Genomic DNA, 1,084 nt, shown 5'->3' with positions numbered 1-1,084 from the left:
GAACCCAAGAACATCATCGTCACGGGCGGCTGCGGCTTCATCGGCAGCAACTTCGTGCACTACGTGGTCAACAGCCACCCCGAGGTCCACGTCACCGTCCTGGACAAGCTGACCTACGCCGGCAACCCCGAGAACATCGCGGGGCTGCCCGAGGATAGGGTCGAGCTCGTCGTCGGCGACATCTGCGATGCTGAGCTCCTCGATAAGATTGTCCCGGGCCACGACGCGATCGTCCACTACGCCGCGGAATCCCACAACGACAACTCCATCGCCGACCCGGAGCCGTTCCTGCGCACCAACGTCGAGGGCACCTTCCGCCTGCTGGAGGCCGTGAGGAAGTACGGCGTCCGCTACCACCACGTCTCCACCGACGAGGTCTACGGCGACCTGGCGCTCGACGACCCGGCGAAGTTCACCGAGGAGACGCCGTATAAGCCGAGCTCCCCGTACTCGAGCACCAAGGCTTCCTCCGACATGCTCGTGCGCGCATGGACCCGCACCTACGGCCTTCGCACCACTATCTCCAACTGCTCCAACAACTACGGCCCCTACCAGCACGTGGAGAAGTTCATCCCCAGGCAGATCACGAACATCGTCGACGGCGTCCGCCCCAAGCTCTACGGGAGGGGCGAGAACGTCCGCGACTGGATCCACACCGAGGACCACTCCAGCGCCGTCTGGGACATCCTCACCAAGGGCCGCGTGGGGGAGACCTACCTCATCGGGGCCGACGGCGAGAGGGACAACATCACCGTCCTGCGCATGATACTCACGGCCATGGGCCGCGACCCCGAGGACTTCGACTGGGTCGCCGACCGCCCCGGCCACGACCGCCGCTACGCCATCGACAGCACGAAGCTCCAGCGCGAGCTCGGCTGGAGGCCGGCACACACCGACTTCGCCGAGGGCCTGAAGGCCACCATCGACTGGTACGTCGAGAACGAGTCCTGGTGGCGCCCGGCCAAGGAGGCCACCGAGGCCAGATACAGGGCGCAGGGCCAGTAAGGCCGCATCCCGGCGAACCGCACCGCGGGGCGCCCGCGCGGGGCCGCAGGGCATGGGGATGATCCTGCGTCCCCGCGCG

General features: G+C 67.1%; 1 protein-coding gene. It reads left to right on the top strand.

Going from position 1 to position 1,084, the window contains the following annotated elements; translation table 11 throughout:
• Window positions 1-12: 12 nt before the first annotated feature.
• A complete protein-coding gene (gene rfbB, locus DWW12_RS09695) occupies window positions 13-1,005 on the top strand; it encodes a dTDP-glucose 4,6-dehydratase (RefSeq protein WP_199570797.1) in 993 nt (330 codons plus the stop codon).
• The last annotated feature ends 79 nt before the right edge of the window (window positions 1,006-1,084 follow it).

The organism is Collinsella sp. AF14-35, from assembly GCF_003464565.1.
In the GTDB taxonomy this organism is placed as follows: domain Bacteria; phylum Actinomycetota; class Coriobacteriia; order Coriobacteriales; family Coriobacteriaceae; genus Collinsella.
Note: the sequence above shows the minus strand (reverse complement) of the source record. Positions and strands in the feature narration are given on the sequence as shown.